Origin of the sequence: Paraglaciecola hydrolytica, from assembly GCF_001565895.1 — a bacterium.
In the GTDB taxonomy this organism is placed as follows: Bacteria; Pseudomonadota; Gammaproteobacteria; order Enterobacterales; family Alteromonadaceae; genus Paraglaciecola; species Paraglaciecola hydrolytica.
On the sequence record NZ_LSNE01000015.1, the window covers coordinates 142,726 to 168,539 of the forward strand.

At 42.9% G+C, this 25,814-nt stretch carries 22 protein-coding genes; 8 read left to right on the forward strand and 14 right to left on the reverse strand.

What is annotated here, in order from left to right; all coding sequences use genetic code 11:
* Nucleotides 1-221: 221 nt before the first annotated feature.
* A complete protein-coding gene (locus tag AX660_RS20675; RefSeq protein ID WP_068381535.1) occupies nucleotides 222-686 on the forward strand; it encodes a TlpA family protein disulfide reductase in 465 nt (154 codons plus the stop codon).
* A gap of 367 nt (nucleotides 687-1,053) precedes the next feature.
* Here AX660_RS20675 and AX660_RS20680 read toward each other — a convergent pair whose 3' ends face one another.
* Nucleotides 1,054-1,728, reverse strand: a complete 675-nt coding sequence (locus AX660_RS20680; RefSeq protein WP_068381538.1) for a hypothetical protein — start codon at nucleotides 1,726-1,728, stop codon at nucleotides 1,054-1,056.
* A 133-nt stretch (nucleotides 1,729-1,861) separates the two neighbouring features.
* Nucleotides 1,862-2,752 (reverse strand): DNA ligase, encoded by an 891-nt coding sequence (locus AX660_RS20685; protein WP_068381541.1) that lies wholly within the window; start codon nucleotides 2,750-2,752, stop codon nucleotides 1,862-1,864.
* A gap of 398 nt (nucleotides 2,753-3,150) precedes the next feature.
* On the opposite strand from AX660_RS20685, the gene AX660_RS20690 reads away from it, so the two are divergent.
* The 4 genes from AX660_RS20690 (at nucleotide 3,151) to AX660_RS20705 (ending at nucleotide 9,465) form a co-directional block, all read left to right on the forward strand.
* A complete protein-coding gene (locus AX660_RS20690) occupies nucleotides 3,151-3,768 on the forward strand; it encodes a hypothetical protein (protein WP_068381544.1) in 618 nt (205 codons plus the stop codon).
* A gap of 141 nt (nucleotides 3,769-3,909) precedes the next feature.
* Nucleotides 3,910-7,713: a M4 family metallopeptidase gene (locus AX660_RS20695; RefSeq protein ID WP_068381547.1), complete on the forward strand. Its 3,804-nt coding sequence runs from the start codon at nucleotides 3,910-3,912 to the stop codon at nucleotides 7,711-7,713.
* Between the two features lie 68 nt (nucleotides 7,714-7,781).
* Nucleotides 7,782-8,237 carry a hypothetical protein gene (locus AX660_RS20700; RefSeq protein ID WP_068381551.1) on the forward strand — a complete coding sequence of 152 codons (456 nt, stop codon included), beginning with the start codon at nucleotides 7,782-7,784 and terminating at the stop codon, nucleotides 8,235-8,237.
* A gap of 310 nt (nucleotides 8,238-8,547) precedes the next feature.
* Nucleotides 8,548-9,465 carry a substrate-binding periplasmic protein gene (locus tag AX660_RS20705; protein WP_131811843.1) on the forward strand — a complete coding sequence of 306 codons (918 nt, stop codon included), beginning with the start codon at nucleotides 8,548-8,550 and terminating at the stop codon, nucleotides 9,463-9,465.
* Nucleotides 9,466-9,942: 477 nt separating this feature from the next.
* Here AX660_RS20705 and AX660_RS20710 read toward each other — a convergent pair whose 3' ends face one another.
* Both AX660_RS20710 and AX660_RS20715 read right to left on the reverse strand, forming a co-directional pair.
* Nucleotides 9,943-10,248, reverse strand: coding sequence for a hypothetical protein (locus AX660_RS20710; protein WP_068381557.1), 306 nt, complete (start codon nucleotides 10,246-10,248; stop codon nucleotides 9,943-9,945).
* A gap of 102 nt (nucleotides 10,249-10,350) precedes the next feature.
* Nucleotides 10,351-11,958, reverse strand: a complete 1,608-nt coding sequence (locus tag AX660_RS20715; RefSeq protein WP_068381560.1) for a glycerol-3-phosphate dehydrogenase/oxidase — start codon at nucleotides 11,956-11,958, stop codon at nucleotides 10,351-10,353.
* Nucleotides 11,959-12,143: 185 nt separating this feature from the next.
* Between AX660_RS20715 and AX660_RS20720 the strand changes: the two genes are divergently transcribed.
* A complete protein-coding gene (locus AX660_RS20720; protein WP_068381563.1) occupies nucleotides 12,144-13,346 on the forward strand; it encodes a dipeptidase in 1,203 nt (400 codons plus the stop codon).
* Nucleotides 13,347-13,625: 279 nt separating this feature from the next.
* A complete protein-coding gene (locus AX660_RS20725) occupies nucleotides 13,626-15,299 on the forward strand; it encodes an ATP-binding protein (protein ID WP_082769055.1) in 1,674 nt (557 codons plus the stop codon).
* Nucleotides 15,300-15,422: 123 nt separating this feature from the next.
* Here AX660_RS20725 and AX660_RS20730 read toward each other — a convergent pair whose 3' ends face one another.
* The 10 genes from AX660_RS20730 to AX660_RS20775 all read right to left on the reverse strand — a co-directional run bounded on the left by AX660_RS20730 (nucleotide 15,423) and on the right by AX660_RS20775 (nucleotide 25,356).
* Entirely contained in the window at nucleotides 15,423-18,500 is a 3,078-nt protein-coding gene (locus AX660_RS20730; RefSeq protein WP_068381566.1) for an efflux RND transporter permease subunit, read from the reverse strand.
* 14 nt (nucleotides 18,501-18,514) lie between these two features.
* A complete protein-coding gene (locus AX660_RS20735) occupies nucleotides 18,515-19,633 on the reverse strand; it encodes an efflux RND transporter periplasmic adaptor subunit (RefSeq protein WP_068381568.1) in 1,119 nt (372 codons plus the stop codon).
* A 235-nt stretch (nucleotides 19,634-19,868) separates the two neighbouring features.
* Nucleotides 19,869-20,222: a DUF1428 domain-containing protein gene (locus tag AX660_RS20740; protein ID WP_068381572.1), complete on the reverse strand. Its 354-nt coding sequence runs from the start codon at nucleotides 20,220-20,222 to the stop codon at nucleotides 19,869-19,871.
* A gap of 58 nt (nucleotides 20,223-20,280) precedes the next feature.
* Nucleotides 20,281-20,766, reverse strand: coding sequence for a VOC family protein (locus AX660_RS20745; protein ID WP_068381574.1), 486 nt, complete (start codon nucleotides 20,764-20,766; stop codon nucleotides 20,281-20,283).
* A 187-nt stretch (nucleotides 20,767-20,953) separates the two neighbouring features.
* On the reverse strand, nucleotides 20,954-21,310 hold the full coding sequence (locus tag AX660_RS20750; protein ID WP_068381576.1) for a YciI family protein: 357 nt from the start codon (nucleotides 21,308-21,310) through the stop codon (nucleotides 20,954-20,956).
* 10 nt (nucleotides 21,311-21,320) lie between these two features.
* Complete coding sequence (locus AX660_RS20755) at nucleotides 21,321-22,169, reverse strand: YciI family protein (RefSeq protein ID WP_068381579.1); 849 nt, start codon at nucleotides 22,167-22,169, stop codon at nucleotides 21,321-21,323.
* A 24-nt stretch (nucleotides 22,170-22,193) separates the two neighbouring features.
* Nucleotides 22,194-22,583, reverse strand: a complete 390-nt coding sequence (locus tag AX660_RS20760) for a YciI family protein (RefSeq protein WP_068381583.1) — start codon at nucleotides 22,581-22,583, stop codon at nucleotides 22,194-22,196.
* A gap of 116 nt (nucleotides 22,584-22,699) precedes the next feature.
* The gene (locus AX660_RS20765) at nucleotides 22,700-23,944 is read right to left on the reverse strand and encodes an RNA polymerase sigma factor (RefSeq protein ID WP_068381586.1); all 1,245 of its coding nucleotides are present in this window, start codon (nucleotides 23,942-23,944) and stop codon (nucleotides 22,700-22,702) included.
* 81 nt (nucleotides 23,945-24,025) lie between these two features.
* Complete coding sequence (locus AX660_RS20770) at nucleotides 24,026-24,682, reverse strand: 2OG-Fe(II) oxygenase (protein ID WP_068381590.1); 657 nt, start codon at nucleotides 24,680-24,682, stop codon at nucleotides 24,026-24,028.
* Between the two features lie 155 nt (nucleotides 24,683-24,837).
* Nucleotides 24,838-25,356 carry a 3'-5' exonuclease gene (locus tag AX660_RS20775; RefSeq protein ID WP_235594800.1) on the reverse strand — a complete coding sequence of 173 codons (519 nt, stop codon included), beginning with the start codon at nucleotides 25,354-25,356 and terminating at the stop codon, nucleotides 24,838-24,840.
* A gap of 229 nt (nucleotides 25,357-25,585) precedes the next feature.
* Between AX660_RS20775 and tatA the strand changes: the two genes are divergently transcribed.
* Nucleotides 25,586-25,813: a twin-arginine translocase TatA/TatE family subunit gene (gene tatA, locus AX660_RS20780; RefSeq protein ID WP_235594801.1), complete on the forward strand. Its 228-nt coding sequence runs from the start codon at nucleotides 25,586-25,588 to the stop codon at nucleotides 25,811-25,813.
* Nucleotide 25,814 lies beyond the last annotated feature (1 nt).

Genomic DNA, 25,814 nt, shown 5'->3' on the forward strand with positions numbered 1-25,814 from the left:
TTACGATTTATCAGAGACTTATAGCTATTTTTAACTAAGTAAAAGTGATTAAAATGAGTCGTATAAAGAGACGTAGAAGACAGAACAATTGAATTTTATATTACAAATAAACAGAGGAAATAGAAGATCGCTTAATAATTAGGCGATTTAAATGCTCTCTAGCCAATGACCCTCATTGGTAAAGATCTTGTTATTCTTGAAGCACAAATCATAGGAGCGACTTGGGGCCTGAATGTCGCCGTGAATTGCCCAGTTTAGAAAAAACTTGTCAGCAATATCATAATGCTATTGCCATGTTTGCGGTTATTTTAAATATCAATGGAACAGACGATGCAATTTGTCAGTTACAGCAAGAAAGCGCGTTAAGCATACCCATAGTGATGGACCAACATGGCTCAATCGCCAGCAACTTTAACTTTGTGGGTACACCTTTTCATGTGCTGATCAATACCAGTGGTGAAGTGGTTTACACCACTTATCACGATGAAGCCAAACTGGCTTTTAAACTTGAGCAGTTAGCTAACGGACAAGCTGTTGAGGTTAATATTGAAAAAGCAAATGAGCAGCTGGCGCAGGCAGTGAATAATGTTGTACCAAAGACAGGAACAAACTTGTTGTATTGCTCGGCGGCGTGGTGGACACCTATATACTGGATGTTGACGCAAGTATTGCGGCTAATTACTTGAACGCCACTAAGACTATCAACCCATTATTCACTGCTGAACCTCAGCTTAACTTTCAAGCCTACGTCACCCATTTATGGACCCACGACAGCGATCTAGCTGAGTATCAACAGGGTTTAAAAAATTTCCTATGCGGTAAAAATGGAAAGACAAAACAAACTGTTTCCACACTATCAAACTAAGGACTAACCAACGTTGATTGCATGAAAACAAGGCGAAGAAGTCCGTCGATTGAGCGACTTTGCTAAGCAGCAAAATGTGCTAGGCAAACTAAAAAGTTATTATTAATTAATGAGGGGGCAATCAGAGGTTGATTCACCGGTAAAGTGAATCCCTGTGACTAATCCAAGCTAAGCGTTGCTCACTTTAATTAATTCGAACTGCCGTTGTTACGTTCAGTAATCGTATTTCTCCAAATAACCAAAGCTAGCATAATAAAAATTGACCCTATCATTTCAAGTGTTTCTTCTACAATAATCTCTATGTCCCACAGCCACTGTAAATTATCATGATTCAAATAATTTGTGGTGCTTTCCAAAACTATCCCACCAAGAATGATTGAAGCAAAACCTAACACCAAATAAGTTAAACTTTGCGGTACCAAGAGCAAAAACTGGCGTAATCGAAAAGTAACTAAAGTGAAAACAATCACAGCGATAGGCCCACCGACGAATACCCAACCGGCATTTGAAGGCTGGTCTTGACTAGCAAGACCCGACTGTTTAGATAAGAATTCCCCTAACGTTTCATGGATCCTCGCAATTTCATCAGCAGATAGTGCAAACAAAAGTAGTGAGAATAATAGAAGTGAATAATGCCCCTGAGTCTTGTATTTTTTAGCTACATGAAAACATTGATATGCTAATAATCCCGCCAATGCCAACAACATCGACGAAAACCAAGCTGGAAAGTTAGTGTCTGAACCAAGATTCATCATTTTGGTTATGATCCAAAAAGGCTTATCTAGTAATAAATCGATAATATTGACGATAGCCAAACTAAAAACACCAAACAAACAATAATTAATTTCTGTTCTATCTATCATAAACTGTTCTTACAGCAATTTTATTTGTAATAAATCTGTCATAAAAATGACTTAAATGGCAAGCTTTTTTATTGATTACTCATTTTTACTTACGTGAGTGGAGTAATGCCCTTTATGATAATTAAAGACCACCTTAATTTTTATCTAACTCGGCCATAGGTTTAACCCGCAGAAAGCTGGCAAAACGTGGTATGCCTCTGGCCGTCAAACCATAATGTTTAAAAGTAATGATTGTTCCTACCTGTGGGGGGGCTAATCTTTGTAAGTCAGAAAACCCAGAGCCAATTTTAAATTGCAGGCCGTTATCCAGCTCAACCAATAATGAACCCAACATACTTTGGTATTTACCTTTACCGAGAATATGGGCAATGACTCTTGCTTCGCCATCCTGATACTTTTTTAATTTGAGTAAGTCAGCGCTACGACCATCCTGATAATATGCATCTTGGTGATGTAACATCAGGCCCTCTGCACCTTGTGCAGTTGCTCCATCTAACTTTGTCAGAAGCTGAGTGTGAGTAGCCAATTTAAATTGCGGGATAAGCTGCAAATAGGGGCTGGCGGTGGTATCGACCAAAAGCTGTAATTCAGCTAAACGCTCGCTAAAGGTGCCTTTATGTTCGGGCAAATCAAACAACATAAACTTGATGTTTTGCCATTCTTGATTGGGATTATCACGTAACACAATAGAGGCAGTTTGCTCAAAACTGTTACGCGCCAACCATAACTCACCATCCAATACCTGAGGTGGTAATTCCTTAATAAACCAAGTAGGAGCCTTAATAACATTACCATTGCGGGTAATAAGCTCAGCCCCTGTCCAGCGAGCTCGAATGCCATCAAGTTTTTCGCTTATCCAGTATTCTGCGACTACGATGTCATCATGATACAAGCTGGACAACTGCTGAGGTTTAACCGTTTTACTTGCTTGAATTGAGTTGGGATCATTGGCTGCACACAGCATAAAAACGCTGCACGAGCATAAAAAGATCAGTAAATAAAAGGGGCGGATAGGCAATAACATATTCGGTGCATTCCATGTCGGTGAATATCTTCAAGCCTAGTGCAAAAATAACAATCTTTGGTAATTTATTAACGAAACACCTTTTATCCCCATTAAACAAGGAGTCAAAAAGTAAAATAAATGGCATACATTACATTTAATGTGAATGTAAATGCCTACTCCCCCCAAAAAAAGTGTCCAATTTTTATACACATCTCAAATGGCAAAATTACACCCCAGATATAACCAACTGTAATATATCGCTATTTAATTCATGGCTAGATATATGCTAACCAAAAAACGTTGCAAGAACCTCAGTAGTTAAGCACCTCTTTTATAAATATCGAAGGGACTACTTACTGAAAGTGTAATACCAACACATAAAACTTAATTCTATTAATACAAAGAAGGAATTTTACATGAGAATAATTAAAAGCCTTGTTTTCACTGTCGCCTTGATGTTTGGCAGTGTGGCTAATGCCAATATAATGTTGTGGCTCGATCCATCAGTGCAAACCGACATAACAACTGGTGACGATATATCTTTAAAAATAATGATTAGTGGCTTAGGAGATAATTCACCTTTGTCCTTAGGCGCCTTTGATTTAGACGTTCTTTTTGATGAAAGTCAGTTGTCATTTACTGGCTATAATATGTTCGATGGCTTAGGTGATCTCAGTCTGTTTGAAGCCGACGATTTTAGTGGTGGTGAATATGCAGCAGGTAAAATCAACTTGTTTGAGATCAGCTATTTATTCGATTGGGAACTCGATACGTTACAAGCAGGTACCTTCGCTTTAGCTGAACTGTTTTTTCATGTCGACGCTTTGAGCAGCGGTGAATCGAGCTGGTTATCATTATTAGGCTATGATTTTGCTGATGCCGAAGGATTATCTTTAGATGTTTCAATGGGTGACGACGCCGTTATTTATGGTAAAGCCCTAGTTTCAACCCCTAGCCCTGCCCCTCTTGCATTATTAGGCATCGCTTTAATCGCAATGTTTATCAGATCAAACAAAACTCAATTTGTTGCATAAATTTACAACTTTACAAAAACGGAATTTACTCAAACGGACTAGTTCATATCCGTCCGTTTAGAATAAAAAAACATGTCTACCAAATGTCTGTCATACCCCTTACATCGATAAGGGTATGCCGTTCAACTCAAGGAAATTAACATGCGTCATGTCAGTAAACTTGTAGTATTGATATCTTGTATTTTAAACACATCGGCAGCCTTAGCTGAAAAACCAGAGGGAGTCACTCAACTTCTAAGCGACACCTCTGGCACCGCTAAGATTAGTGTTGATAACAACACCGGTCATGCTCGTTTTATTAGGCTTGCACCTAACTCACAACTCAGTCCTTTACAAAGTAGAAGCAGAACCATCCCAAATAAAGCCGACATTACCAAGGCGTTTTTACGCAGCTATGGTAGTGCCTTTGGTGTACAGGATGTAGATACAGAACTATCTGTAATAGGTACTACTCGCGATGCATCGGGTACCGAACATAGTACTTTCAAACAACTCTATAAGGGCATACCGGTATTTGGCGGTGAACTGCGGGCTCACTTTAATTCCCAAGGTGAGATGGTTGTCGTTAACGGTAACTTTTTGTCTAATATAAAAGTTGCTACCACCCCCAAATTAAGCTCAACTCTTGCTGCCAAAAAAGCTATTTTTTGGGTAAGCCGTGACCCAGCACAAGAAATTACGGCTGAAACTCTGAGTAAAGGCAACCGAGAGCAACAACAAATAAACGGTACAGAACTTAGCGCACTATCAACTAAATTGATGGTATTCCGCGCAGGACTATTAAAAGGTGCGCCTAGCGTAGATCACTTGGTTTACGAAGTTGAAGTAGCTAATAAACAAGGTAGTGTACGTGAATTTGTTTATGTTGATGCTCATACCAGCGACGTTGTTGATCAAATAACAGGCATTCATGATGTACTAAACCGCAGAGCATATGATGCAGAATTAAATCCACATCCAGGTCCTAATTACCCAGCCAGTCCTTTTTGGATAGAAGGAGATCCCCTTCCTACAGGCAATACTGAAGCCGATAATATGATTTATGCCTCAGCTGAAACCTTTGATTTTTTCTTTAACGCTTATGGGCGCGATTCATTCAATGACACTGGCGCAACCATGGATGCCATTTTCAATCGTGGGGATGCCTGTCCAAATGCCTCATGGAATGGCACCTATATCTCTTTCTGTGCAGGTTTAACTAGTGATGATGTTACTGCCCATGAATGGAGCCATGCCTATACCGAATATACCAACAATTTGATCTACCAGTGGCAATCTGGTGCCCTAAATGAATCCTATTCAGACATCTGGGGAGAAACAATCGATCGAATTAACGGCCGAGATGAATTAGCAGCACCTGATGTACTGCGTTCCAACGGCAGTTGCTCAACTTACGGAGCCGGCGCACCTAGCGTTGATAACAGTGTTCGTTGGTTAATGGGTGAAGATTCTACCGGTTTTGGTGGTGCTATTCGCGACATGTGGAATCCAACTTGTTATGGAGATCCTGGCAAAGTCAGCGATGCCCAATATTATTGTGCCGCTAGTGACCAAGGCGGTGTGCACACTAACTCCGGCGTGCCTAACCATGCTTACGCACTAATGGTGGATGGCGGCTCGTACAATGGGTATTCAGATACAGGTTTAGGTCTCACAAAATCTGCTCATATCCATTGGGCAGCGCAAAACCTACTGACGTCATCAAGTAATTTTGCCGATCATGCTGACGCATTAGAAGCCGCTTGTAGTGTCCTGTCTGGAACTGATTTATTAGGTCTAACGGATGGATTAGCTACTGGAGAAATAATTACTGCAGGAGATTGTCAACAAGTCGCGCAAATCATTGACGCTGTTGAATTACGCACGCCACCTGTGCAATGTGGATTTGTGCCGCTACTTGCAGCCAATGCCCCCGCTTTGTGTGAAAACCAAGGCAATGTACAAACCTTCTTTAGCGAAGACTTTGAAGGCAATGGTCTGCCTGCAGGTTGGGCAGTTAGTCAACACAGTGTCGCTAATCCAGCTACCTTTGACAGCCCAGGTTGGGACGTTGTTGGAAACTTACCCAGTGGCGCAAACGGCAGTTTCGCAGCTTTTGCTCCTGACCTTATTGCAGGAAATTGTGCTGCCGATACTGAAGCAGGAGCGGTAGCATTAGATAGTCCAATCATTGTTTTACCTGTGGGTGAAGTACCTCATGTGGCTTTCACACACTGGGTAGCAACAGAGGCAGGATGGGATGGTGGTAACCTCAAAATAAGTGTCAACGGGGGCGCATTTACTCTTGTGCCCGCTGCAGCTTATTCGTTTAACGCTTATAACAGCACCCTGCAAACTGTCGGTGCAGGCAATGACAATCCTCTTGCGGGTCAAGCCGCATTTACCGGCACGGATGCAGGGGGACTGAAAGGAAGTTGGGGCCAATCTCAGGTCGATTTATATGGTTTAGCGCTACCTGGCGACAACATTAAACTGCGCTTTGATTTAGGTACTGATGGTTGCAACGGTGTAACTGGCTGGTATGTAGATAGCGTTGAGGCTTATTCTTGTTCAGCTGAAGTTGCACCAATCTGTGGTGATGGTGCACTGGATATAGGTGAAATGTGTGATGACGGCAATTCAAATAATGGCGACGGTTGCTCCAGCAGTTGTCAAGTAGAGAGTGGTTTTAGTTGCACTATCCCTACAGGACCAGTAAACAGCACCAACCTAGTGTCTGATTGGAGCTTTGAAGGTGGAGTACCTAATGCTGATTGGTTACTTAATTCAAGTTTTTCTGGATTAACTGGCTTCCCACTATGTGGCGCTGGCAATGGTTGTCCTGCAGCGGGTGTGGCCAGCACCGGAAATTGGGCGGTATGGATTGGTGGTCTGTCTGCAGGCGTAACCAGCAGTGTTGCACAAAATGTTACTATTCCTGCAACGGCCACAGAATTAACCGTAAAAACCTTGCGGGGACTTTGTGGAACACCTGGTGAATCTATAGAGATAAGCCTTGATGGTAGCACCATTGGCAGCATAATGTGTGATAGCACCGATGGCGTTTTTGTAACACGAAGTTTCCCTATTGCGCCCTTCAACGATGGGCAAGTTCACAGTCTTAAAATTGGTGGAACTGTCGGTGGTATCAATGGCAATACTAACTTCTTTGTTGACGATGTCATCATTGAAGACAACATTGCAAGACCTGCAATGCCCAGTGTGTGTACCTCAGAGGTTACTGAAGTAGCCTGCAATACTGGAATTGTAGGCTTTGACGCGGGCATAGCACCAAGTTGGAATGTGGTAGACAATGCTGGCCAGGGTATAACCTGGACAAACATTGCAAGCTCAGGAATAGGCGGTAACTTTACCGGTGGAAATGGTGATGCAGCCTCTGTATCGAGTGATGCAAACCCTGGCGAGTTTGATACTGAACTGCACAGCAACTCATTCAGCTTAGCTGGCTGGACATCTGCCAATCTAGAATATCTGGTGAATTATCAAAATTTTGCGGGCTTAGACTTCCTTAATTTAGATATAAGCACTGATGGAGGTAGCAGCTGGGCTAATTTGCTAAGTTGGAATGAAGATCACCCTGTTGGCGGTACATTTGCATTACCTGGAGAGCAAGTATCGGTTGACTTGTCGAGCTATGCAGGCCAGGCGGATGTGAAATTACGCTGGCATTATTTTGATCCCAACAGTGATGACTGGGATTGGTATGCGCAGGTTGATAACGTAACGTTAAGCTGTGAAAGCCAACCACAAGCTCTACAATGTGACATCAACCAAGATGGATTTGTTGATCGCAACGACATTGCTTTAATTAGTGCCGCGCGCAACCAAGCTGCACAACCTGGTGATCCACGTGACAACGATGCAAATGGTGTTATTGACGCATCTGATGCGCGTCAATGTACTCTATTGTGTACATCAGCACGCTGCGCACCTCAAGCTCCTTAATGGAATTGAAGTGAAATAAGCAAATAAAGCTCGGCACCTGCCGAGCTTTTTACTTAATGAAGGTTTAAATGTTAAAACTAATTTTTATATTATTAATGACACTATCAGCTTGCGCTGGAAGTTCGACAAAAACAGTCAACACTACCGATATTGCTTCTCAATCGATAAAACAACATCCCGCTGCCAATGCAGAAGAAACGACAGAAACTCTTGAGCTGCATTTTGCACAAGTGATTCAGTTTCAAAATATAAACTTACGTTTAATTGATATTGAAGACTCTCGTTGTGCGATTGGTGTTACATGTATTTGGGCAGGCCAAATGGTAGTTAAGCTTGAAGTGAGCAATGGCAAGGGTGAACCAACGCAAATTAAACTCATTCATAAGCGTGAGCCAGTAGTTGTTGATGTCTTCGGCTATAGCATGGGTTTATTAAATATTGATCCTCACCCTAAAAAGGACAAAGTAATTCAGGCAAGTGAGCAAATTGTGCAATTAGAAATTACAAGCGCAAACAACAATTAGATTGTAGATAGCGCATAAGCAACTATTTTATTTGTGTAAATATTAAGAACTCAGCCAAAACCGAGTTTATTGTTTTCAAATCATTGGTAAAAAACACATGAGCATTGCCCCATCTAAATATTGGTCATATGTTATTTGCTTCCAAGTGCTCCCTCGTCATGTTTTGTAAATGTCTATGAGTAATCTGCAATTTTATGTTCAAATAAACTAATGCCTTTTTACCTAGTTTAATCTCATTAATTTGAACTTTTCAGGGTATATAGTATTGTGTAAGTGCAAATAGCGAACATCCAACTCCTAGGATTGATTGTTGATAAACATGACAAAATTTGGCATGTGGCTAGGCTACATATTTTACAGCACGGTTTGGTTTGCAAACCCACAGCAAGTTTATGCATCAGATAATCTTGAGCAACATAACATTCGTTACCCACAAGTTGTAGGCTCTTCACTTTATCAAAATCAGTCTAATTATTTTGTAGATGTACTAAAACTCGTTTTAGAACGATCACCGGTAAATTATCAGATAGAGTTTGTTGATATCCCTACTCTGGCACAAAGTCGTAGCCAGTCATTAATTATCCAAGGCTTTTATGATATCCATTGGCTCACAACAAATACTGAGCGTGAATCAATTCTTAAACCGATTCGCATCCCTCTTTATAAAGGTTTGTTAGGGCTGCGTATTGCTTTTGTCAATGCCAGTAAAGCCAACCAATTTGCTGAAACAAACTCACTAGAACAATTAAGAAAATTTTATGTTGGCCAAGGACGTGATTGGGTCGACAGTAAAGTATTAAGGTCTCACGGATTTAGAGTAGAGGAAGCAAGCACAACAATAGCGTTATTCGAGATGTTACAAATCAATCGCATAGACTATTTTCCGCGCTCTGTCTTGGAAATTTGGTGGGAAGCAGAGCAACAAGAAGCTTTGGGGCTGAGTGTTGATCCGCATATTGCCTTGTATTATCCAGCGGCCGTTTATTTTTTTGTACGTAAAGACGACACCATACTCTACGACCATGTGCTCAAAGGGCTGAATAAAGCCATAGCAGATGGCTCTTTTGAACAAAACTTTATACGCTATTTTGGCGAGGCGATTAAGCGAGCTAATGTAGATAAACGCAAAATATTCAATTTAACTAATCCCTTTATTCCAACTGAAACGCCTTTAGAACAAAAACAACTGTGGCAGCAACTGCCTTTTCAAACAAATGCAAAAGATTAAGTTTTTGCCTGCTAATATAATTGATATTTACTCACCTAACACACATTCAAGACAAGCAGCAAAAGACGCTGGCAATGTTATGGCTAAAAAGCTGATGCAGGCTTCAGCCACAACAGTAACTGAAACCTTGTGATACTAGGGCTTATAGCCTCCATCCTTGAAACTGCAGCGTTGTTGGCCGCGCGCGCTCACCATAATCAGTGTTCAACATTGCACTTATACAGTTAAGCTCATGGGCTGAGCCTAGTTTAGCTGTCTACACTATCCTTAGATCCCCTTGAACGGGGGAATATGAGCATTTATCGAATCATTTAAAACTAAAGCGGTCGCCAGAAAATCTATTAGCTTAAACTTGATATGATTTTTTAAGGTGAAAGCTTTTGACCTAATATGATATTCAACCTAGTGCTAGCGATAGTAGTTGTGACTAGGAAAAACAGATTTTGAAGGTCTGCGCTGTCACCCAATCAGAACTTTTCATCGGCTCTGCCACCGTAGATTTTTCCGAGTACGCCAAAGGGCCCAACAGATCAGTTGCAAAAGCTGAACTGCCGCAGAGATACTGTCTTGCGATCTCGATATCCGCGAGGCAACCACTTTTTCCTGACCCGCATCGAGCGCGCGTACCACTGTCTTATATAGGTCGCGCTGGGGAAGTTTAAGCCGCGCGATGTGCATCGCCAGCCAGTAATTGCCATCGGCCAATGCCTTGGCTTGCGCGGTACGAGCGGCTTGTTGATTGGCGGCAGACATCGCGGCAATATCGGCCAGCTTCTGCTGCATCTCACGCGTCTGCTGGTCCCTGAATGCCTGTTGATCGGCTTTACTTTGTAATAACTGGTAATAACTGGGCGTAGTAAAGTTAATTTGCTATTAGTAAGAAACTTAACATTGGCTGTCGATATATTCCTGCAATTTAGCTTCTGCTTCATCACCAAATAAGATCTGACAGGCTTCTTTTAATCCCGGAGCCGCAAGGATGTCTTCTTTACGTACCACCAAAGATATCTTAGAGCGGCGGCGTAAAAAGTCTTCTAACTTGGTGATCATCTCACGCTCAGCAGCATGTTCAATTTCTACCCGCAGATATTCTGAGTTTTCGATGAGTAACTCGGCTTTTTGTGGATTTTCACGAATGTTTTCCAGCATGTTAATAGCGTTACGGCCATAACGTCGCCAGAATCGTTTGCTCAGTGGCTCAGATGAAGTCGCTGGGGTTAAGTCATCAAAATTCATCAGTTTAGCTCTATGCATAAACTCATTTTTGACACTGTCGTCGGGTTCGCCATACCACTTAAAATCCTCGTATGGCAGTTCGATGCCTAAATCTTTAATCAGACCCGCAACTTCTTCACCCACATTAATACAGTCGGTCAGTTTACCGCCGAAGATAGACAGGTAAGCCTCAGCCTGATTGCAATCAATGGCGTGTTTACGGGAGAGTTGTACCCAATCGGCTTTACCACCTTGGCCTTTAATGGCCAAAGGTCGCACGCCACAACGCTCGGCAATAATGTCTTGCTCGGTTAATGGGCTGTCCAGTGCCAGTAATTGATTTACATTGTTTAGCACAAATTGGCGGTCCGCTTCTGTTACTTCTGCATAAGGACTTTCCACTTGCGTGTCGGTGGTACCAATACAAGTCACGGGGCCCATAGGAATGACAAAAAACAAACGGCCATCACTGGCAAAAAAAGTCAGTACTTTGTTGCTGCGAGTCAACCTATTAACAACCAAGTGAATGCCTTTAGAAAAAACATGGTGGTGCTCAGTGTTTTGCTGATTAACCTTATTAAGCCCATCAACAAAAGGTCCCGCCGCATTGATAATAACCTTGGAGCGAATGTTCAAGCGCTCTCCACTGATCACATCTTTCGCTGCCGTGAGCCACAATCCACCTTCACGTTTTGAGCCTAAAGATTCAACATAGTTAGCCGCTATACAGCCATAACTCATACTGGAGCGGATAAAATTAAATACAAAACGTGCATCGTTGTCGTACAGATAAGCATCGGAGTATTCAAAGCCGCCCTTCACCTTATCGGTATTCACCACGCCTTCCATTTGTTTGATTTTTTTGGCGTTAAGATAAACCGGCATTTTGGTTTTAAAACGGCCCATCAACCAATACAACACAGTGCCTAAATAAATAAAAAAGGGTGGGAAACGAAAACCCTGTTGAATGCTGGTAAAAAAACGAATTTCTTTGACGGTAGAAGGGTAACTGCGCATAAGATGATTACGACTCAGGCAGAGTTTATTCACTAAGGCGAATTCATAACTCTCGAGATATTTAATGCCGCCCCAAGCTAAATTAGAGGAGTTGGAGCTAGTAAAACCAGCAAAGTCGCCTTTATCGATGAGCGCCACTTTAACGCCTTTGGCTGCCAGTGCCGCCGCTGATACTGCACCATTGATGCCTCCACCCACGATAAGTACATCAAAAGTAGTGGCAGGTAGTTTTTTAATATTACTGGATCGCAGACTAGTCACGGCGGCTCTTTAATACTCGACTATTGATGCCATAACTCTAGCACCCAAATAAGTCCAAGTCTGAAAAATTAAAACTCTCCCAGACCATTCAAAACAAGACAAGCAGTAAAAGACTCTGGTAATGTTAGAACTAAAATTACAAGGTGCCCACAAGCACTGTTTTACATTACAGACAGGGAATTACTATGTTTAAAAAATCCTCCATATCATTAGTGGTCGCCACACTATTACTGAGTACAACAGCTTCAGCGGCCAAAACTTACAGCGCCAGCGACAAAGCCATTAAACTGACTCAAGACACTATTTTAATTGATACTCATATTGATGTGCCCTTTCGTTTAAACAAAAAATGGGAAGATGTAAGCCAAGCCACCGCAAGTGGCGATTTTGATTATCCTCGCGCTAAACAGGGCGGTTTAAATGCCCCCTTTATGTCGATTTACATCCCCGCCAGTTTGGATAAATCAGCCGAATCAACAGCCCTAGCCGACAAGTTAATTGACTATGTAGAGGCTATTGTTGGCCGTGCCCCCGACAAGTTTGCCATTGCAAAATCTGCCGACGATGTAGAAAAACAATTTAAACAAGGTTTAATTTCTTTGCCTATGGGCATGGAAAACGGCTCACCCATTCAAGGCAGTATGGACAACCTGAAGCATTTTTATGAACGAGGTATTCGTTACATCACCTTGGCCCATTCCATGAGTAACCATATCGCCGATTCATCTTATGATTTACGCCGCCAGTGGAAGGGTTTAAGTCCCTTTGGTAAAGAGCTAATTGTTGAAATGAACAAACTTGGCATTATGGTGGATATCTCGCACGTATCCGACGATGCCTTTTATCAAGCCGTGGCTATTTCTAAAGTACCTGTCATCGCTTCCCATTCATCCTTACGTGCCTTTACCCCAGGTTTTGAGCGCAACATGGATGACGACATGATAAAAGCCTTAGGCAAAAATGGCGGCGTAGTACAAATCAACTTCGGCTCTACCTTTGTCAGCAAAGTGGCGCGCAGTTGGAGTGATACTTTAAGCAACAAACGTAAAGAAATTGAAGAAAAAGAAGGTAAAGACAGCGACCTAGCCAAGAGTTTTGAGAAAAAATATACCGATAAAAACCCTATGCCCTTTGCCACTGTCGATACTGTACTCGATCATATCGACCATGTGGTTAAACTTATCGGTATCGATCATGTAGGCATTGGTTCGGATTACGATGGTGTAGGTGATTCGCTACCTGAAGGCTTAAAAGATGTGTCGACCTATCCAAATTTAGTGCAAGGATTGTTAGATCGTGGATACAGCGACAAAGACATAACTAAAATACTCAGTGGCAACTTGTTACGTGTATGGCGCGCCAATGAGGCCTACGCTGCTAAACATTAATGATTAACTAGGGTAAGGGTTTCTTTACCCTAGTTTAATAAAAATCGGTAGCACAAAAGCGCTAAGAGATTATAAAAAGCGACTCACATAGGATGTTAATTTAATCCCTTATTTAACTGCTACTCGCCACGGTTTTAGGCCCCATTGACGGGATTTTTGTTAGCTTGAGCAAATTCTAGCTAACAAAAATATAACATTCGTATAGAATTAACCTCAATAGACTTATTGCCATGGCTAGCTCTTTTGCATAGACAACAATACCAGCAAGATAATGAATCGATGGAGCTACTAAGGCCAGTTGCCTACTTTCTTGCCTCGCTTTATTTTCTTATCACCTTGGCACATTTTTTTCTTCTGCAAGAAGCATTCAAGTGGAATTTGATTACTACGGCCTTATTAACTGCGATTATTTGTGTTGCCATTGGACTAACGGCCTCTAAGATTGCGTCTGCTCGCCACAGCCTACTTATTCTATTGATGCTGTTGTTGGCCAGTTCCAACAGCCAACTACATTTATGGTTTTCTCAAGCGTCTGAACAAACTACTAATATATTTGTGACTATTATTGCCTCAGGCATTGTGTTTTCTAATCGCACTCACTGGCTAGCCTCAATTTTGTTCAATTGGATTGCTTGGCTCACTATCAGTTTCACCCTTGAACTGGCCTTAATTCAACACTACTTCTTCGCCATGGCTATGAGTACCCTACTTAGTTGGTTTGCCCATTTAGCCCGCAGAAAGCTAGTAGAAAAACAACAGGCACTAAAGCAGGAGCGAGATCTTGCCATTCTCCATGAGCAAGAGGCAAAAGCGGCAACCGAAGCAAAAAGTGCATTTTTGGCCAACATGAGTCACGAAATCCGCACTCCAATGAACGGGGTAATAGGCATGATTGAGCTGGTATCTCGCACTAAACTAGATGAAGTACAACAGGATTTCATCACAACGGCTAAACGCAGCGCCAATTCATTGTTAATGGTCATCAATGACATCTTAGATTTCTCTAAAATAGAGGCAGGTGAACTGACTCTCGAACAAGTGGAATTTGATGTAGAGCAGTTATTTTCCGAGTTGACTCATGATCTGCAGTTTCAAGCTAATAAAAAAGGCTTAAAACTTAGACTCGTCACAGAAAATATTGAGCACACAAAAGTACTCGGCGACCCTCACCGTATTACCCAAATTTTTAACAACCTATTGGCCAACGCCATTAAGTTTACCCATACAGGCATTATCAGTATCGAATACGGTTTAACAGCACTCGACCAGCACTTCCAATTGAAAGTGGCAGTCACTGACACAGGTATTGGCATCAGTGAAGCGGCCCTACCTCACCTGTTTGACTCTTTCTCTCAGGCTGATATGTCTACCACCAGAAAGTTTGGTGGCACTGGTTTAGGCTTAGCCATCACCAAGCAATTATGTAAACTAATGAGCGGCGACATAACAGCAAAAAGTGAATTGGGAAAAGGCTCGGTTTTTGAATTTTCAGTAAAGTTGCATTTACCCCATCCCGCTGCGAGCCCTACAGAACAAACAAGTCATGACGAGACTAACGTAAATTTCGCTAGGCTTAGTGTACTGGTGGTAGAAGACAATCTCATTAATCAGGAGGTAATGCGCGCTATCTTGAACGATCTAAACATTGAGGTAAAAGTCGCCAACGATGGTCTTGAAGCACTAAATATACTAGCCGATCCTGAGGCAATGACCTTTGATTTGATCTTAATGGATTGTCAGATGCCTAATCTCGATGGCTATGAAACAACACGCCGTATTCGAGCCGGTGAGGCTGGTAACATGTTTAGAAAAATTCCTATTGCCGCACTCACCGCTAATACCATGAATAGTGATCGAGAAAAGTGTTTTGCCGCTGGCATGAACGAATACCTCAGCAAACCAATAGACCACCAAGCACTGCGGCTAATGCTCAAGAAATACTTGCCTCTTTAAGGCAAGCATCAGTAAACATATGAGGCTTGATTACTGGTAACAAAATCTCAGCTGTTGCTCAGCCTCTGGGTTTATCTGGCGGTTACCAAGATTACGAAATAAGCCCAGAGTACCCTTAAGTCATTAATTCTGATATTCACTTTGCAAATGTTCGGCTTTGCTGTGATCTTTAGCCAACAACATATACACCGAGGGTAATACGTAGAGCGTGAATATCGTGCCTATGGCCATACCACAGACCAAGACCAAACCAATGGCGTTACGGGCACCAGCGCCAGCGCCGTCAGCAAATATCAAGGGAGTATGCCCGGCGATAGTGGCTATGCTGGTCATCATCACCGGGCGTAAACGGATAATGGAAGCTTGTTGTACCGCTTCTAATTTCGACTTGCCTTGTTCTTGCAGTTTATTAGCAAATTCCACCACCAAAATACCGTTACGGGCGATAAGACCCACTAAGGTTACTAAGCCAACTTGGGAATAAATATTTAAGGTGGTTGTCCAGCCATCAGTCCAATAAGGCATAGGTGCGGGGATTTTTAAAAAGGTAAAAACCATGGCACCAAACAAAGCCAAAGGCACAGAGCCGCCGAGTATCACTAAGGGATCACGGAAACTATTAAACTGCGCTGCCAAGACTAGAAATATCATGGTAATGGCCATTAAAAAGGCTGGTAAAAACGAGTTCCCTTCCAAACGTAATTGCCGTGACTGGCCCGTATAGTCAATGCCATAACCTTGCGGCATGATCTTTCGTGCTTCGTCCTCCATATAACTTAGGGCTTCGTCTAAGGAGGTAGTAGGCTGACCACTAATTTTAACTGAGTTCATTTGCTGGGTGCGATTAAGACTACGTGGCACAGTATCAATTTCGATTTCTGCAATATCGGCAACCCTTATCATATTGCCGCCCAATCCGGTTACGTAGAGATCTTCTATATCACTGGGATTAAGCCTAGCGCTACGTTTCACCTGAGGTATGACTTTGTAACTGTAACCCTCCATATTAAAGCGGTTTACATAGTTACCACCCAGTAATACCGCCAGGTCGCGAGTGACTGTTTGCATATCCAAACCCAGTTCAGCCACTTTTTCACGGCTCACTTTTAAACGTGCATTGGGTTGGTCAATTTTTAAATCGATCATAGGAGGGAAGGCAAACATGCCACTTTCCATGGCTTTACTCACTAGTACCTGGGATATCTCATAAATCTGTTCAGGATCGGCTTGTGAGGTCAATACAAACTCAAAAGGAAAACTGCCACCACCGGGTAATGCAGGCGGTGTCACCGGAAATATACGCACACCACTAATACCCGCGAGTTTTTCTTGCACCTCTGGCAAAATTTCAAATACGCTGCGCTCACGTTGCTCCCAAGGTTTAACCACCATGCCGGAAAAGCCACCACTGGGGAAGGTTAACAAAAAGGTAAAATCGGTTTCCTCTATGCTTTGATAAACATCATTGGCCTGATTAACATAAAACACCGACTGATCAATCGTACTATTAGCGGGTGCTTCGGTAATGCCAAAAATAACCCCTTGATCTTCATTGGGTGCCAATTCAGTGGGAGACATTATGTACATCAGCACAGCTAAAAACGCGATTACCACCCAAAACAAATAAACCGCTGGGCGATTTTGTAAACTACCAGTTAGACTGCGAGTATAAAATTTTTGAAATCTATCGAAAATGGGACCTAGTGGGGCTTGCACTTTTTTATGGGTTTTGAGCCAACGAGAGCCCAACATGGGCGACAAGGTTAATGCAACAATGGCCGAAATACTCACGGCCCCAGCCAAGGTAATAGCAAATTCTCGGAATAAAGTACCTGTTAGTCCACCTTGAAAACCAATGGGCACATATACCGACACTAAGGTCACTGTCATGGCAATAATAGGCCCAGCTAATTCACGAGCACCTATCAGCGCAGCCTGAATAGGGCTTTGGCCTTCTTCAATGTGTCGTTCGATGTTTTCTACCATCACGATGGCATCATCCACCACCAAACCCACACTCAGCACAATGGCTAATAAGGTCAGCAGATTTAAGGTAAAACCAAACATTTGCATTAAAAACAGCGCGCCAATTAGCGACAAAGGAATAGCAAAAACGGGGATCAATACAGAGCGGCTGAAACCTAAAAATAAAAAAATCACTATGATGATAATGAGCAAGGTCTCGGACAGGGTCTTGATCACCTCTTCGATGGCAGATTCTATATATTCGGTAGAATCATAAGACACCATGGCATCTAAGCCGGTGGGTAGTTTTTCGCGAATTGCCGCCATATCTTCCCGCACAGCCTTCATCACATCTAGGGCGTTGGCGGTCGGCATGACCCATACGCCCATAAATACCGCTGTCTGGCCCGAATAACTGACCACCGTATTATAATCTTCTGCGCCTAACTCCACATCGGCCACATCAGCTAAACGCACAGTACCTTGAGCTGTGCGCCGGATAATAAGTTGCTGAAAATCTTCAACGGAATTTAAGTCGGTATCAGCGCTTAAATTAACCTGGGTTAACATGCCCCGAGTTTGCCCCAAAGTGGCTTGTACATTATTGGCCGCTAAGGCCTGACGTAGCTCACTGGGCGTAACATTCATGGCTTCCATGGCTTGGGGTTTAAGCCAAATACGCATAGCAAATACCCTACCACCTAAGGTTTCAGCTTTTTGCACACCATCGATAGCCGCCAAACGTGGTTGAATACTACGGCGCAAATAATCAGTGATTTGATTTTGAGTTAAGATGTCAGAAGTAAAACTCAAATAAGCGGCGGCAAATTCACTGTCAGCAGAGATAATACTCAAAGCAGGCACTTCAGCTTCAGGTGGTAATTCTCCCCGTACCGCATTCACTTTGGCATTAATTTCTGACATGGCGCGGATGGGATCAAAGTTTAGTTTTAAGTGGACTTTGATATCAGAAAATCCCAAGGACGAACTCGATTCCACGTAATCAATTCCCTCTGCAGAAGCAACGGCTCGCTCCAAGGGGCTGGTGATAAAACCTTTGACCAAGTCAGCACTGGCACCAATGTAGACGGTTTGGATGTTGATCACCGAAACATCGCTTTTAGGATATTGGCGCACGGTCAAACTAGTGGCAGCTTGGAACCCAGCCAGCAAGATCAAAATACTCACCACAATAGATACAACAGGGCGTTTAATAAATAAATCGGTAAAGTTCATAGTAGGACGAATCCTCAGGAGTCAGTAGGCTGAGGATTAAGGCTGCGTGGTGGTTCAGGATTATCGGTTTGCACCACCGCCATGCCATTAAACAGTTTGAACGCTCCGGCACTGACCACTTGTTGACCAAGCTCTAGACCATCTTCTACGGCTACAAAATCACCTCGCGCAAAACCGAGTTTTACAAACTGCTGTCTAACCGTATCCACTTGCCCTTTTTGACCTTTTTCAATGACAAACACAGTGTCACCATAGGGCGCGTATAATACCGCGGTATTTGGAATAACCAGTACGTGTTGTTCATCAGGTAAGGTAATTTCTAGTCCTACCGACATACCCGGTAATAAGGTGTGCAGCGAATTATCTATTTGGGCTTGCACGTGCAAGTTACGCGACTGGCTATTAATTTCAGCAGCAGTGGCGATGATTTCACCACTGACTCTGTCACCTTGCTGAGTGCCCACCAGCACAGGATAACCGGCTTTAACTTTGTTTACCCATTGCTGTGGAATGCGAAAATTCACCCGCAATTGCTCAATAGATTGCAAAGTGACAACTTCAGACCCTATAGGCAAGTCTTGACCTAAATAGACTTTGCGGATCCCCAAGCGACCATCAAAAGGCGCAACAATACGTTTTTTCGCCAAAGTAATCTTAAGACCATCCACTTCCGCTTGAGTAGAATCAAGCAGTTGGGCTGCCTCGTCTAAGGCACTTTGTGATACGGATTGTTTGTCACGCAATGAATGCAGACGTTTAAGATTATTTTTAGCCAGTTCAAGTCGTGCCGAGGAAGCTCTGAGCTGTGCTTGTTCGTTACCGGCTTCTTGTTCGATTAACAAGTCACCTGCTTTTACTTGTTGGCCAGAATCAAAGTGAATTTTAGCAATACGCCCTTCAACTTCTGCCGTCACGGTTAAGCCCTGCCATGCCTCAAGTGAGCCTACGGCAGTAAGAGTATTAGGCCAGGTTTGCTGCTGGACTTCACTCACACTAACGGTTTCAGGCGGTGGCGCAAAAGCAGCACCACTGTCCATCATAAACTCAATTTGTTTGGCTTTGATACCACCTATAACTAGTATGATGACAGCTAAAACAGCCACAGAAAATAAAACGGCAACTCGGCGTGACATGACAATTCCTTTTTTAAAACGCTAAAAGTAGTAAGCTAAAAATGCTGAGCACAAAGGTCAGTAAAAACAAGCCAAACACTGTATATAAACACAACAAAAAGTAAAGTATTTAAGCTTGATCTTTTGTCTATTATTTTGATTTTTGATGTTTAAGGCATGTCTATCGTTGTCTAGCTGCTTAAAAGATCATGCTCTTTATATTAGCTGCCATACAAACTTGCCACTGAGTCGTCTTTTACTCATCCACTATCATTTCAAAACCGCCATAGATCATACGTTTTCCATCAAAGGGCATGGGATTTTTTTCCATATCAAACCCCGGATCTTGCATGATTTTAGGATGAGCTAGATCACGTACTTCTTTTGATGGCCACATTACCCACGAAAAAACCACGGTTTCATCTGGTTGGCATTTGACCGCCATGGGAAAGGAGGTAATTTTGCCTTCTGGCACATCATTGCCCCAGCACTCCACCACGTTTAACGCGCCATGTTGTTTGAATACTGCGGAAACTTCTTGTGCAAACTTTCGATATTCTTCACGATTTTTTGTCGGTATCGCCAATACAAAACCATCTACATACTTCATATTATTTCTCCTGTTAATGACAACAACATGTCTATTTAAGTATTAAAGACTTCTTTTTCTAATGATCAGCTAGCGCTGCTTCAAGCTTTGCTATATCGATTTTGGTCATCTGCATCATTGCTGTGAAAGCCAGTTTTGCTTCGTTTGGAACCGTACTGGTCATCATTTCAAGCAATCGTCCTGGGGTAATTTGCCAAGAAAAACCCCAACGATCCTTGCACCAACCACATGCGCTCTCGCTGCCACCATTACCAACAATCGCCTGCCAGTAGTGATCGGTTTCTCGCTGGTTTTCGGTCACCAGCATAAAACTCACCGCTTCGTTGGGTGTGAAATACGTACCACCATTCAAACCAACAAACTTGCGTCCCAATAGGGTAAATTCCACCGTCAGTTCGCTACCTTCTTGACCACCACCCGGATAGTCACTGGGTGCGATATTGATACGATCCACATGGCTATCTGGAAAAGTAGCGGCATAAAACTCCGCAGCTTTGCGAGCTTCTCCATGGTCGAACCATATGCAGGTCACCAGCTCTGTCATGTTTATTCTCCTTTGCTGTGCTCAATACTGTGTCTAAAACTGTTGTCACTATTGCTTAATGTCAGGCTCAACCAGTTTGGCAAGTTTTAACAAACTGTGCTGCCAGCCGAGATAACAGGCCTTCAGGTTTGCAAGTAAAAACGTTAATTACCGGCTGATGATCACGCTTGTCGGCTGTAATCGAGTGTCAATTTGTGAGTCTCTCTGGCAAAGGAAACAAAGGTCTAACCTCGACAGTGCCTTTTTGTGCTGGCGGTAAACGACTGGCTATCTCCAACGCTTGATCCAAATTATCTACATCCACAATGTAATAACCGCCAAGTTGTTCAGTGGTTTCGGCAAAGGGACCATCGGTAATGTGGCGTTTGCCATTTTTAATGCGCAAACTGGTCGCCGTAGTGACGGAGTGTAGGGGAGCGGCGGAAATCAATTTCCCCTCGGCTGCTAACTCAGCACTTATGCACATGGACTTTTGAAAGCAATCTTGGCGCTCATCTTCTGTCCAGTTTTGTTCATCACTGTAAATCAATAACATATATTGCATACATTACTCCTCAGTTACTGTTTGCTTCAGGCAACATCACCATCCACGCCACACCAAATTGATCAACCAATTGACCATAAAGAGGCGACCAAAAGGTCTCTGCTAAGGGCATAGTCACCTGCCCACCTTGCGACAATGCGGCAAATACCCGCTGGGCATCGTCAGCTGTAGCCACTGTCAGTGCCAAACTAAAACCGCTGAGTTTTGAGCCATCACCACAACCATCAGAGGCGAATACTTTGCTATCACCTAAGGTAAATTCACAGTGCATGACTTTATTTTCAAAGCCTGGGGCTAACATACCTTCAGGCAAGGGATCAGGGCTGTCACTAAAGCGCATTAATATGCCAATTCTGGCACCAACATGCTGCTGATAATAATTAAGAGCTTCTTCACAACGCCCACCAAAAAATAGGTAGTTATTGAGGCTAGCTTTTTGCAAAGCAAGTTTGTGCTGCATTTCTTGTTCTTGGGCTAACACCCCTGCACTGCCAACGATCTCAGCAAAGTCTTCCATGCTGTAAAAAGGTCGAATTTCTATATCAGAATCATCCATCATTGGATTAGGACATTTTTTCACCCACTCCAGTGCTTCATCCATCGAACTGACATTCCACACCCAATAACCTGCAATCAGTTCATTGGTTTCAACAAAGGGACCTTGTTGTACCAAGCGCTTTGTTCCACTAAAGCGCACTCGCAAGCCTTCACTACTTGGTTTAAGGCCATCACCGGACTCCATAATGCCTGCGTCGACCAATTGTTGATTAAAATTGCCCATAGCCTCCATCAATTCTGCGCTTGGCATCACGCCTGCTTCAGAACTCGCTGTGGCTTTTACCATTACCATGACTTTCATCCTATCTCTCCTATTAACTTGGTATTACTGATTGAACTGCTTATTACGTTGTGCAATTTGTTGGTTGATTGTTTCATCGGCACAACGTATTTCGAAGGGGCCGTTTTTAACCCCGGGATGTTTAGACATCAGGCTTATGGCATGATTAAGATCCTTGGCTTCGAGTAACAATATACCGCCCAATATTTCTTTGGTTTCCGTGAAAGGTCCATCCAACACATCAACACCACCATTTTTCATCCTTAAGGTCACCGCGTTTGCTGCCGCCCCTAAGGCTTCGCCCCCTAAAAAGTGTTTGCCACGGCGTAATTCGTCGTCGTAGGCCATACACTCTTCCATTAATGTGGCTTGTTCAGCTTCAGGCAGCGCAGCCCATTTAGCCTCGTCAAAATAACCAAGACAGATAAATTTCATAAACATTCCTTAATAAAATAGTTCAGGTCTTTTTTGTTTAGTATTTATTAATCGAATGAGTTAAGAGTAAATCGACAAACGAGGAGAATATTTTTAGAAAATTTAACAACGACGTTTTATTGGCTTCTGAGTTGTGCCAGTTTTTGCTGTAAAAAACGCTGTTCGGGCAGTTGCTTAACTAAGTCTAATGCCTGTTCAAAGGCAGTAATAGCTGCAGAAGTTTGTCCCAATCGACGTAATAATTCACCACGAGTTGAATGCATTTTAGAATAATCCTGCAATTCACCACGCGCGAGGATGCCATCTATGATGTTTAAACCTGCTTGCTCACCATCACGCATAGCAATGGCCACCGCACGATTAAGCTCAATCACGGGAGAGGGCTCCACTTGCAACAAAACCGAATACAGGGCGATGATTTGCTCCCAATCGGTAGTACCCTGCGACTGAGCATGTACCGCAGCAATAGCGGCTTGGATGGTATAGGCACCAAAACGACGGGTCGCTAAAGCCTGTTGCACTAAGGCACTGCCTTCATCGATATAAGCTCGATTCCATAGGCTACGATCTTGGTCTTCGAGCAAGATAATATTGCCCTCGAGGTCGGTACGCGCCTGACGCCGCGACTCGTGTAATAACATCAGAGCTAACAGACCCATTACTTCTGAATCGACCAATAAGGCTAAAACCAAACGCGCAAGACGGATAGCTTCACTCGATAAATCAATGCGTAACAGTGAGTCGCCGCTGGAGGCAGAATAGCCTTCGTTAAACACTAAATAAATCACCGACAACAAAGCATCAAGTCGCTCGGGCAATTCATTTATCTCAGGAATGATAAAAGGGATTTTAGTTTGTTGTATCTTGTTTTTACCGCGCACTATGCGTTGTGCCATGGTGGATGGCGACACCAAAAAGGCGCTGGCAATTTCTTCAGTGCTTAGACCACAGACTTCACGCAAGGTTAAGGGAATTTGAATTTGAGGATCAATAGCAGGGTGACAACAGGTAAAGATCATTCGTAGTTGATCGTCTTCAATATCTTGCTGGCTTAGGTTTTGATGATGTTCTTCCAATTCATCAATTTGCTGTTGTATGTCGCTTGCCAGTTCACCAAAACGTTTTTTGCGGCGCAGATTATCAATGGCTTTAAAGCGCCCGGTAGAAATTAACCACGCGGTGGGATTGGCAGGTATGCCCTGTGTATCCCACGAGCCAAGTGCCAGCGAAAACGCTTCATGCATGGCTTCTTCAGCCAAATCAAAATCACCAAGCAACCTCACCAAGGTCGCCAGTACTTTACCTGAGTGGTCTTTATAGAGTTGAGAGAGCTGTTGATTAATGCTGCTTTTATTGTCCATGCAGTTTGTTTAATACTGGGCGATAACACTTATTTAAACGCTTAATAAACTAACAAGCAAACTGCATTTTATGAGAAATGTTTAGCGCGGCGGATCAAGCTGGCCTGCAACGGTCGCATTTATTCTGAACCAACCGGCAATACTAAAACGATCCGTTTGAGTCACTTTCACCTCATGAGGAAAGGTATCACTGAGAAACAAGATACAGTCGTTAAACTTAGGCGCTATTTTTAACAACAATTGTTTTTGGTCTTCTGAGTAAAGTAACAACTCGCCGGCATGCTCTGGCTGCCACTCAGGATTTAAATACAATACGGTGCTGAGCACCCGATTACTGGCGCCCTTAAACGCATCCATGTGCATTTTATAAAAATCACCAGGTGCATAGTGTGAATAGTGGCATTCAAAATCAAAAAGCCCCATAAATAAACGGCGGTTTATGGCGTTTCTAAGCTGCTCCATTACCCCTAAATATTGCTGTTGTACCAAGCTGCGTCCGGTCAACCAATGTAGGGTATTGCTGCGAATTTTTTCATTAAGCTGCTGTAAATTATCCCGGCCAATAGCGGCCTGTTTAAAGGCTTGCTCGGACATACTGTGGATTTCTATTAACAAACTTTGCGCTAAGTGCAGCGGTAAAAATTCAGATAACAAGACATAACCAGACTCAGTTAATTCACTGGCGATCAGGCTTAATTGTTGTTCGCTTAAAGCCTGAAGACTGGCAGACTCGCTCATTGCTGGTTTACTCAAAAGGAAAATTAAAACGACTGGGCTTAGATCGATCAGCTATGTTAATTCAAGGTTTTATTGGCAAGCTGATTTCCACCAGCCTTATACCAGCTATTTAGCTAATTACTACTGATTTCTACGCTGTTTTCGCTGGCTAAAGTTTAGGAGGCGGTTTGAATAAAGGGTCTGTGTTCTAAGGCCAGTTTGCGAGTGACTCTAAAAGTGTCTTGAATTAACGCGGCATCATGACTGGCGCGATGTCGGGGCTGGTGATTTAGATCAGCTAACAAACTATCTTTGGTGCTATGCCATACCGCCATCTGCCCTTCATTTAATAACATTTCTAGCGGACTAATAGAAAACTGCATTTTTTGCCGAGCGGCATGAAAGAGTTTGATCAACCACGGCTGATCAACCACCCAACCGTCTGAATAAGCGGTTTGCCCCGCTAAAAACTGGTTAAGCTCGCTACAAACCTCTTGTACTGGACGACCTTTTTTGGCTAGTAGCTCAGGACTGATGCCGTGCAACGACTGGGCAAAATCATCCCAATGAGTCCAATCTGCTTGCGGTTTAATCAAACTACAAAAACGCTCACCATTAGCCTTAACCACCCCCACTTCAATAGGATAGCTATGGGCACCAAAACCACTGGCTTCGATATCAATAATGATAGGCACATATTTGGATTTAATAATGAACTCACCCTTTCTAATACATTTGTACAAGCTGATTAGCTATATCAATATAAACACTAGGCACAAGACCAAGCTTACGAATAGATAAACATAACATAATAAGTTGCAAGCCAACACTGACTAAAAATCCTTCACATAAACGTCATCACATCGACATAAAGCTTATGCAACCTTAGTGTTTTCTTTCAACTATTAAGGAAAGGCAATGGGAATGAGTATGTGGCAAATCGTATTGGTGGTGATTTTATTTTTACTGTTGTTTGGGCGCGGCAAAATACCTGCTTTGATGAGCGATTTAGCGGAGGGCATCAAAGGATTTAAAAAAGGTATGGTCGATGAAAGTGAGCAGCACGGAAAAACAGCCTCAGAGCATAAAAATTCAAATCCCAATATTGCAGAAAAGCCCAGTGAACAAAGCGTTAAGCCCAACACTTTATAAA